This is a genomic window from Mycobacterium sp. 1465703.0, from assembly GCF_001672975.1.
GTDB lineage: Bacteria > Actinomycetota > Actinomycetes > Mycobacteriales > Mycobacteriaceae > Mycobacterium.
Map to the genome: position 1 here is coordinate 49,564 of NZ_LZKU01000184.1, position 9,421 is coordinate 58,984.

Here is a 9,421-nt window from a genome sequence, read left to right on the forward strand (position 1 = left end):
TCTACAACATGCGGTGGTGCGCGCCTCTGGACCGCCGGCTCCCGACGGCGCTCAACAATTACCGCGGTTTTGCGCCGCCCGGCCGGCCGCTAGTATAAGACGGACCGTCTCGTCTCGTAGGATAAGGCAGAGTAAGGGTGAATCGGATCGATGGCTGACGACACGATTCAAGCGCTGCTGCAGAAGCGCTTGTCCGACCCATCGATCGCGGTGAAATACCGTGACGTGCAATGGACTTGGCGTCAGTATCTGGCCGGGGCGGCAGCCCGCGCCGCCGCTCTGTTGGCCGCCGCCGACCCGCAACGGCCCATGCACATCGGCGCCCTACTGGGAAACACACCCGAGATGCTGAGCCAGATGGCGGCAGCCGGGCTCGGGGGCTACGTTCTGTGCGGCCTGAACAACACCCGGCGTGGCGAGGCGCTGGCCGCCGATGTGCGGCGCTCCGACTGTCAGTTCGTGGTGACCGACGCCGAACATCGACCCCTGCTGGATGGACTGGACCTGGCCAACACGCGGATCCTCGACACCTCCACGCCGCAATGGGCTGAGCTCATCGACGCCGCCGGGGAGCTGGAACCGCACCGGCAGGTCACCGCGATGGACGCCTTCATGATGATCTTCACCTCGGGGACGAGCGGAAATCCCAAGGCGGTGCAGGTATCTCACTTCATGGCCACCGTCGCCGGTCTCAGCCTGGCCGACCGGTTTACCCTCACCGACCAAGACACCTGTTACGTGTCGATGCCGTTGTTTCACTCCAACGCCGTCGTCGCCGGATGGGCGCCCGCAGTGTGCTCCGGTGCGGCGATCGTGCCGGCGAAGTTCTCGGCGAGCAGTTTCCTCGAGGATGTCCGCCGCTACGGCGCTACCTACATGAATTACGTCGGAAAGCCGTTGGCCTACATTCTGGCCACCGCCGAACGCGACGACGACGCCGACAATCCGCTGCGGGTGGCGTTCGGCAATGAGGCCAACGACAAAGACATTGAGGAATTCGGCCGCCGGTTCGGCGTGCAGGTCGAGGACGGCTTCGGGTCGACCGAGAACGCCGTCATCATCGTTCGCGAACCCGGCACGCCGAAGGGATCCATCGGTCGCGGAGCCGACGGGGTGGCGGTGTACAACAGCGACACCGTCACCGAATGTGCGGTGGCCCAGTTCGACAGCGACGGGGCGCTGCTCAACGCCGACGAAGCGGTCGGCGAGTTGGTCAACACCGCGGGCTCGGGTTTCTTCACCGGCTACTACAACGACCCGGACGCCAACGCCGAACGCATGCGCCACGGCATGTATTGGTCCGGCGATCTGGCCTACCGGGATGCCGACGGCTGGATTTACCTGGCCGGCCGCACCGCCGACTGGATGCGGGTGGATGGTGAGAATTTGGCCGCGGCGCCCATCGAGCGGATTCTGTTGCGCCACAGTGCGATCAGCCGCGTCGCAGTCTACGCCGTCGCGGACGGTCACGTCGGCGATCAAGTGATGGCCGCCATCGTCCTCAACGATGGTCACACCCTGACCGCGGCCGAATTCGAGAGGTTCCTGGACGCGCAGCCCGACCTGTCCCCCAAGGCCCGTCCCCGTTACGTCCGGATCGCGGCCGACTTGCCGAGCACCGCCACCCACAAAGTGCTCAAGCGCCAGTTGATCGCTCAGGGTACGACCGTCGGGCCGGGCGAAATGCTGTGGGAACGCGAGCCGCGGGGCACGGCCTACACGGTCAGGGCCGGCTCCTTGGTGCCCGACGGCGGATCTGACCCTTCGACCGTCGCACCCGTTTGACCGGGTCTCGTGTTGTGCCAGCGGCGATCTCGTCGCGCAGCTGGGAGATGTTGGAAATCTCGGCGTACAGGCCGCGAATCGCGTAGTCCAGTACGGCGAACGAGTGCCGCTGGTCCGGGTCCTCGGTGATGCCGAGTTCGGCCGCCCGTTGCCGCGACCACAACGCCTCGTCCAGCCGGGCGCGGGTCGCTTCGAGATGCCGGTCCAACGCGTCGAGGACGTGCTCGGGATCCTGGCCGCGGGCCAGCCAGGTTTTGAGGATGACCGGGTGTTTGATGACCACCTGGTCCTGGCCCGGGAAGTGCTGGACCCAGCGGCGCAGCGCATCCAGACCAGCATCGGTGGTCTCGTAGAGGGTGATCGCGCGCTTGCCGGATTGTGCGCCGATCTCGCTGACCAGCCCCCGCTGCAGCAGACGGGTCAGTTCGCGCCGCACGTGACTGACCGATGGGGACCAATAGAAGTGGCCGACCGACAGTTCGGCGCGCATCTTGATCTCGCCGGCGGTCAGTTGCTCGTCATTGCCCGCCAGCACCCCTAGGACCAGATAGGCGGTGACCGGCAGGCCGTTGCTGGTTCTGGGGCTCACGAACTGTCAGTTTCCGCGCCGGTGAAGTACGGGAGCGTCACGTCAGGTCCGACAGCATGGAACTCCACCCGCACCCGCATGCCGATGGCCAGGTCCTCCGGTGGCACGCCGACGACATTGGTCAGCATCTGATAGCCCTCGTCCATGGTGATGATCGCCGGTGCGTACGGTGGTTCGAATTCGGCGGTGACCGGCCGATAAACGACTGTCCAACTGTAGATTTCGCCGCGGCCGCTGCCCTGCTGCCAGATGATCCGATCCGAAAGACATTGGCGGCAGTGTTCGGTCGGGGGGAAGTTGGCAAGTCCGCATGCGTCGCAAAGTTGGTAGCGCAGTTGGTGGGATCGGCACCCCTCCCAGAACGGGCCGCTGACGTGGCTGCTCGCGTGTGGAACCGGTCCGGCCTGGGGCCGCAACGGATCTGACGTCATCGTGTTTCGTCTCCCAGAATCAACACAGTGGTGAACAGGGCGCCCGCGCCCCCGTTGCTGCACAATGCGACATGCGCATCGGGGACCTGGAGATCGCCGGCCTGTCCGCGTAGCTGCTGCACGGCCCGGATAGCCCGTTGCATCATCTGCGGATTGGCGCCCGCGTGGCTGAACGACATCGTCCCGCCGTCGGTTGTGATCGGGTGGCTGCCGTCGATGGCGATGCGGCCGTCAGCGACGAACGGTCCGCCCTCCCCGTCGCCGCAAAAGCCGAATGCCTCTAGCTGGCGGATGATTTCGAAGGAGAACGGATCGTAGAGTTCCAGCACGTCGACCTCAGTACGGCGCAAGCCGGCATAGTTGAACGCACGGTCGGCCGCGCGCCGGCCCACCACACCGTTGACGTGATCGTTGCGCCGACCGGCGAGGTCATAGGCAGGCGGGTGCTGATACGACGGGCCGTGGAAGTCCGCGCCACTGCCCAGTACGTAGATGGGTTGGCTCGCGATGTCGACGGCGTCGATGTTGGCCACCACGATTGCGCAACCGCCTTCGGAGGTGGTAGCGCAATCCAGCAGATGGAACGGATCGGCGATGGGCCGTGAGGCAGTGATGTCCGCCGGTGTGAACGGTCCACGATCGTAGTAGACGGCTTCGGGATTGCGTGAGCCGTTGTTGCGGATGGTCGCCGCCACCAGCGAAAGTTGCTCGCGCGTCGTGCCGTAGACATGCATGTGCCGCCGCGCGATGAGCGCGAATTCGGCGGTGGTGAACATGCCCCAGGGCGCGACGAATTCGTTCTCGGGCCGCGTCCACGGCGCCGTGGCCTCGTGATCTCGGTATTCGCCGGCCTGCGCCGCGACCAGCACCACCACGTCGGCCATGCCGTGTTCGATGGCGGTGACCGCCTCGGTGATCATGCCGACCCCAAAAGCCAAGCCCTGCCAGGCCGGCCCGATCCGTAGGTCGTAGATCAACGAGGTCGACTGCGGGCTGGCGCTGATGCCATCGACGTCGTCGAGGGTCAGACCGGCGTCGTCGAGCGCGCCAAGGATCGCCTTGATCGCCAGGCCGCGTGAGGTCTCGCCATCCAGCCGCCGCCCTTGCCGGGTGTTATGCACCCCGACGATTGCCGCGGTGCGCCTCGCTACCGTCACCGATATCCCATTCCCTTATGGCCCTTCAGTTTTCGTCCGCAACGACACCCAGGTAGGTGCCTCGAACCTGGTATTGTCGCCCGTCGCGGGTGATGGTGCCGATGGTCGTGGCGTGCGCATCGCGGTTCTCGCTGTCGGCCACCGCGTCCTTTTCCACGACATCGATTCGCACGTCCACCGGCCGTGCCGTCTGCGGGTCGGTGATCTCGACGACCATCGCCACCGCGCGCTCGTCCTCGTCCCAGTCGACGCTGGTGATCCGGTGACGCGCGGTCAACTCCATCACCACGGAGTCGCGGCGCACCAAGAAGCGCACCGGCGCGCAAAGCTCCCCAGCGCGGGGCGGCACACACAGGCTGACCGCCATCTCACAACCCGGCCGGCCGGGTGCTGATGGTTCCCGATCGCCGCAGTTCGGCCAGGTCATCCTCGCTGTGTCCCAGGACATCGCTCAGCACCTCGCAGGTGTGCTGGCCGTAGAGCGGCGGCACCCGCCGGATCCAGCGCCGCGGCTTGCCGACGAACGCGAAAGGCATTCCGGTACACAGGAAAGATCCCGCGACCGGATGGTCGACCGTCTCCCAGAAGCCGCGGGCGCGCAGTTGCGGATCGGTCAGCAGGGCCGCGGCCGGTGTGACGCGTGCGGCGGAGATCCCGCCCGCGCGCAGCACGTCGACAGCCTCGGTCACCGAGTGCCCGGCGGCCCAGGCGGAGATGAGTTTGTCTATGTCGTCGGCGCTTGCGTTCCAGGCGGTTTCGTCGAGGACCGGGTGCCCGAGCAGCCCGGCCAACGACTCCCGGGCGGCGGTATCCATCGCGGCCAGCGCAACCCACTCGTCGTTACCGCGGCAGCGGTAGACGCCCTGGGGGCCGGGCCCGGGACCGCGGTTCCCGTTGCGGCGCATGATGATTCCGTTGCGTGAATACTCGACCAGCATTTCGGCGGCCACGTTCAGTGCGGCCTCGACCATGGTCGCTTCCACCTGCATTCCGGCGCCGTGACGATCGCGGATCACCAGCGCCGCGACGGCGGCGAAGGCGGCGTGCAGGCCGGCGATCGGGTCGCACACGCCGCGTGGAATCACCGGTGGGCCGTCGGCGTGCCCGGTCATCCACGCCATACCCGTCGCCTGCTCCATCGTCTGCGCAAAGCCGACACGATCGCGCCACGGGCCGTCGAGGCCGAATGCGGGCATCCGGACCATGATCGCCCGCGGGTTGGCCGTTCGCACCGCTTCCCATTCCAAGCCGAAGTTCGCCATCACCCTTGGAGAGAAGTTCTCCACAACGAGATCGCTTGCGGCGATGAGCTCCAGCGCGAGCTGTCGTCCGGCGTCGGTGCCGAGTTCGATGCTGACGCCTCGCTTGTTGTTGTTGCTGCACAAGAAGACCGGGCCCCACTCCCACCAGTGGTCCCAGTCGGGCGGGCGGCCGGCGGAGAACCGCATGCCATCGGGCCGGCGTACTCCCTCGATCTTGATCACGTCGGCGCCGAGGGCGCCCAGCAATTGGGTGGCGACCGGGCCGGCCCAGAACGCGGTCAAGTCGGTCACCCGGACGTCGGCCAACGGTAGTGCGTCGGCGCCGGCAGACGCCGGGGGTCGCCCCGGCCCCCACTGCACGCAGCCGTTGTCGGCGCCAAGGTGCGGCGGCTCCCCGGGCGCCCTGGTGGTTATCGCATCGCTGCGATACGGCACCCTCGGCGCCAGCACGCCGGCCGGCGATTCGACGAAGACGCCGCGTTCCACGAAATGGTCGATCTTGGGGAGCACCTCCGGTGACGCGATGGGCGCCACGGGAATTCGGAATGCGACCGCGAGATCGACGATTTCTTGGGTGGTTCGGCTCCGGGTCCACGCGGTGACCATGTCCAGAAATTCGTCGCGGCGCTCGACCCGGCCGGTGAACGATGCCAGATCGGCGTCGTCGACCAGATCGGCACGCTCGATCATGACCAGAAAGTCCTGGAACTGTTGGGCGGTGATGGTGCAGAACCCGACCATGCCGTCGGCCGTCGGGACGATCGATGGCAGTTCCAGACTCCGTTCGTGCAGCAGCGAATCGGCGCCCAGCACGCTGGCCGACATGGCGGACAGACCGCCCATGGCGATCGCCATGGCCTCGTACGTCGACACATCGATGATCTCGCCGCGGCCGCTTCGGACGGCGTGCCGGGCCGTCGCCGCAGCCACCGCCGCCGCGAACGTGCCCGCTAGCCACTCGCCAAGCCGGCCACCGGCCTGCACCGGCTCGTCGTCCGGCCAGCCGCGACCGGCGATCGAGCCGCACAACGCCTGCAGAATGAACTCGTTGGCGACGACCTGGTCGTCGACGTAGGGCCCGGTGGTCCCGAACGGTGTTACGGCCACCACCACGGCCGAAGCGGCGGTGTGCGCGGTGATGTCGTCGAGCGTCCACCCGTCGGTGAGGTCGGTGAGCACGATGTTCGCGCCGGCCAGCAGCGAGGCGATCTCGGCCTGGCCGTGATTGACGACCGACTTCTTGCCCGCCGCCAGATATCCGAACAACGCCCCCGGAGGCCCTCCGGCCGACCAGCCCCGCATCGAATCCCCCTGCGGGGCTTCGATTTTCACCACGTCGGCGCCGGCGTCGGCGAACATCTTGCCGCAGTAGGCCGCCGCCAGGCCGTTGCACAACTCCAGCACGCGCCAGTCGGCGAACGGCGCCTCGGCTGCCACGCTCAGTTGCCCAGGGTGGCGGCGCGCCCGGCGATACCGGCAGCCTCGACCGTCACCGGAGCCTGCGCCGAGGCCTGTGCCTGCAGGGCGAACCGCGTCATCCGCGTCCACGCGTCACGGTCACGCTGGCTGGCCTGGCGCCCGACATGGGTGACCACGTCGACATCGGCGGCCTGCGCGCGCAGCTGGCCGGCCCGTGCCTGCTCCTTCGGGATGTACCGGAACGGGTCGAATGAGTATGCCGCCATGGCATTTTCGTGGGTGATCTTGTCGATCACCGAGTCGTCGAGGTGGCCCATGGTGGCGATGATGTCCTCCGGCGCGAAGGGCCAGTTGCTGTCGGAGTGCGGGAAGTCGGACTCCCAGCACAGCATGTCCTCGTTGAACCAATCCATGTTCTGCACGCCGACTTTGTCGCTGATGAAGCAGGTGTAGAAGTGACGTTTGAACACGTCGGTGGGTCCGCTGTATCCGGGCGGGAAGGTCGCCAGGGTCCAACCCGAGTGACGGTTGTAGACGTGCTCGGCGCGCCACAGGAAGTACGGGATCCAGCCGACGTCGCCTTCGGTCAGCGAAAACTTCAGTTGCGGGAAGTCTGCCCAGAACTGCGCCCAGATCAGCTCGGTGAAGGTGAACATGCTCATCATCGACGAGGCGGTCATTTGCACACTGGGCGGGGCGTCCGTCGACACCTGCGGAGACCGCGACGCCGAACCCACATGCGTGCACAGCACCGTCTTGTTTTCGCACACCGCCTCGAACAACGGATACCAGTACTTGGTGTGAATGCTGGGCATCTGCAACGCTTCTGGGTTCTCCGAGAACGTGACGGCGTGACAGCCCTTGTCGGCGAGGCGTTTGACTTCCTTGGCGGCCTCGGCCACGTCGAACAGCGGCAGGATGCCGCACGGGATGAACCGGCCCGGGTATGCCCCGCACCATTCGTCGACGTGCCAGTCGTTGTAGGCCTTGATCATCACCAGATTCGTCTCGCGGTCGGGGCCCTGGTTGAGGACCTGACCGGAGAAGCCGGTGAAGTTCGGGAAGTTCAGCCCCGCCAGTTGACCGCCGGCATTCATGTCCCGCACCCGCTCGTCGACGTTGAAGCAACCCGGCCGCATCTCGTCATAGCGCGACGCGTCGATGTTGTACATTTCGCGCGGTTTTCCCGCGACGGCGTTCAGGCCCATATTGCGCCCGCGGATCTCGCCGTAATACCACTGCTGGATGCCGTCGGGTTCGAGGACCACCCGCGGCGCGCGGTCCTTGTACGCGGCGGGAACATGGGCGTCGAACATGTCGGCCGGCTCGGCGATGTGATCGTCCACGCTGATCAGAATGAGATCGTCCTTGTTCATGCCGCGCTCCTCGAGCCGTTGATAGGGACTAGTAGATAATGGTGTCCATCACAGTGTCAACCGCGGCGGGACGGGCGTCGATGAACGCGTTTGCAGCTTAATCACCGGAGTCACAACAAATCAACGATCGGCTGGACAGGCGCCAGGTCTGCTCAACCCGGGCCCGCGATTAGGGACTATTAGTCTAGTAGGCCGCGTCGATGCCGCCTTGCCCTCGTGGGATGGCGCACTGCCGACGCGCGCCGCATGCCACCATGGGGCATGACCGGGCCGGGAAGGTAACGGAGTTGAGCACCAGTAAAGCCGCGCGTCCGACCACCGCCGATGTGGCCCGGCTGGCCAGCGTGTCGACCGCCACGGTCAGTTATGTGCTGAACAACGCGCAGGGCCGGCGCATCTCCGCGGAGACCCGCGATGCGGTGTACCACGCCGCGAAACTCCTGGGTTACCGGCCCAACCTGGCCGCCCGCAACCTCGCCCGCGGGAAAAGCGGGGTGGTGCTCTACGTGGTGCCGCACGTGGCCGTGGGCGAGATGCCGATGCAGGCCGGCAGTCGGATGACCACCGCACTGGCCCGCGAGGGTTTCCTTCAGGTGCAGATTTTCGAGACCGATGACGACCAGCATGTGGTCGACGCGATCGAGAATTTGGATCCTGTCGCGGTCACCAGTTTGTTCCCGCTGAGCGCCGCGGCCCGTCAAGCGGTGATGGCGGCGGGGATTCCGCATATCGAGATCGGCACACTGCCCGCGCTCAAAGATCCGCATCTGTCGGTGGGCGAGATGCGGGTCGAGCACCTGATCGAGCGAGGTCATCGTCGAATTGCGTTCGCCTACACCGGGATCGCCCGGTGGCGCCCGCTTGGTGACTACTGGTTCGAGGGTGTTTCACGGGCGGCGCAGTTGCGCGACCTGCCGCCGGTGCGTGTCGACGAGGTCACCCTGGACAACGCCGCCGACGTGGTCACCGGTTGGGTGGGCGACGGGGTGACCGCCGTGTGCGCCCAAAGCGACGAGATCGCCTGCCTTGTCCTGTACGGCATTCATCAAGCACGGTTGCGTTGTCCCGGCGACCTCGCGGTGATGGGCGTCGATGCCAGCCCGATGGGCATGGTGAGCACGCCGCCGCTGACCACCGTGCAATTCGATCCCTGCGCGGTCGCCGATGCCGCACTGGCCGCCGTCTTCGAGCGGCTGGGCCACCCCGCCCCGCCGTCGCCGGAACTGACCGACATCGCCCATCTGGTGGTGCGCTCAGACGGGAGTATGCCAGTGCGGTTGCATCCCTACTCGGAGCCGCGGTTGTCTCTCGGCGGCTAGGTGGAGGAGCGCACCACCAGATGGGCGATGTCGGTCAGTTCCGGCGACGGCGGGGCGGGGTGGCCCAGCCGCTCGAAGACGGT

Annotated in this window: 8 protein-coding genes; 2 read left to right on the forward strand and 6 right to left on the reverse strand. The window is 66.6% G+C overall.

Going from position 1 to position 9,421, the window contains the following annotated elements; translation table 11 throughout:
* Nucleotides 1–150: 150 nt before the first annotated feature.
* The gene (gene fadD1 / locus A5625_RS17030; protein ID WP_066996225.1) at nt 151–1,785 is read left to right on the forward strand and encodes a fatty-acid--CoA ligase FadD1; all 1,635 of its coding nucleotides are present in this window, start codon (nt 151–153) and stop codon (nt 1,783–1,785) included.
* Here the strand turns inward: fadD1 and A5625_RS17035 are convergent.
* Genes A5625_RS17035 through A5625_RS17060 form a run of 6 tightly spaced genes read right to left on the reverse strand, consistent with a single transcriptional unit; the run spans nt 1,724 to nt 8,019 of the window.
* On the reverse strand, nt 1,724–2,374 hold the full coding sequence (locus A5625_RS17035; RefSeq protein ID WP_066996228.1) for a PadR family transcriptional regulator: 651 nt from the start codon (nt 2,372–2,374) through the stop codon (nt 1,724–1,726). The genes fadD1 and A5625_RS17035 overlap by 62 nt on opposite strands.
* The gene (locus A5625_RS17040) at nt 2,371–2,805 is read right to left on the reverse strand and encodes a Zn-ribbon domain-containing OB-fold protein (protein ID WP_066996231.1); all 435 of its coding nucleotides are present in this window, start codon (nt 2,803–2,805) and stop codon (nt 2,371–2,373) included. The genes A5625_RS17035 and A5625_RS17040 overlap by 4 nt, the downstream gene beginning before the upstream one ends.
* Nucleotides 2,802–3,962, reverse strand: coding sequence for a thiolase family protein (locus A5625_RS17045; RefSeq protein ID WP_066996234.1), 1,161 nt, complete (start codon nt 3,960–3,962; stop codon nt 2,802–2,804). The genes A5625_RS17040 and A5625_RS17045 overlap by 4 nt, the downstream gene beginning before the upstream one ends.
* A 25-nt stretch (nt 3,963–3,987) precedes the next feature.
* Nucleotides 3,988–4,329, reverse strand: a complete 342-nt coding sequence (locus tag A5625_RS17050) for a hypothetical protein (RefSeq protein ID WP_066996237.1) — start codon at nt 4,327–4,329, stop codon at nt 3,988–3,990.
* Nucleotide 4,330: 1 nt separating this feature from the next.
* A complete protein-coding gene (locus A5625_RS17055) occupies nt 4,331–6,661 on the reverse strand; it encodes a CoA transferase (RefSeq protein WP_066996240.1) in 2,331 nt (776 codons plus the stop codon).
* A gap of 2 nt (nt 6,662–6,663) precedes the next feature.
* On the reverse strand, nt 6,664–8,019 hold the full coding sequence (locus A5625_RS17060; RefSeq protein ID WP_066996243.1) for an amidohydrolase family protein: 1,356 nt from the start codon (nt 8,017–8,019) through the stop codon (nt 6,664–6,666).
* A gap of 287 nt (nt 8,020–8,306) precedes the next feature.
* Between A5625_RS17060 and A5625_RS17065 the strand changes: the two genes are divergently transcribed.
* Nucleotides 8,307–9,338 carry a LacI family DNA-binding transcriptional regulator gene (locus tag A5625_RS17065; RefSeq protein ID WP_232003729.1) on the forward strand — a complete coding sequence of 344 codons (1,032 nt, stop codon included), beginning with the start codon at nt 8,307–8,309 and terminating at the stop codon, nt 9,336–9,338.
* Nucleotides 9,339–9,421: the final 83 nt, after the last annotated feature.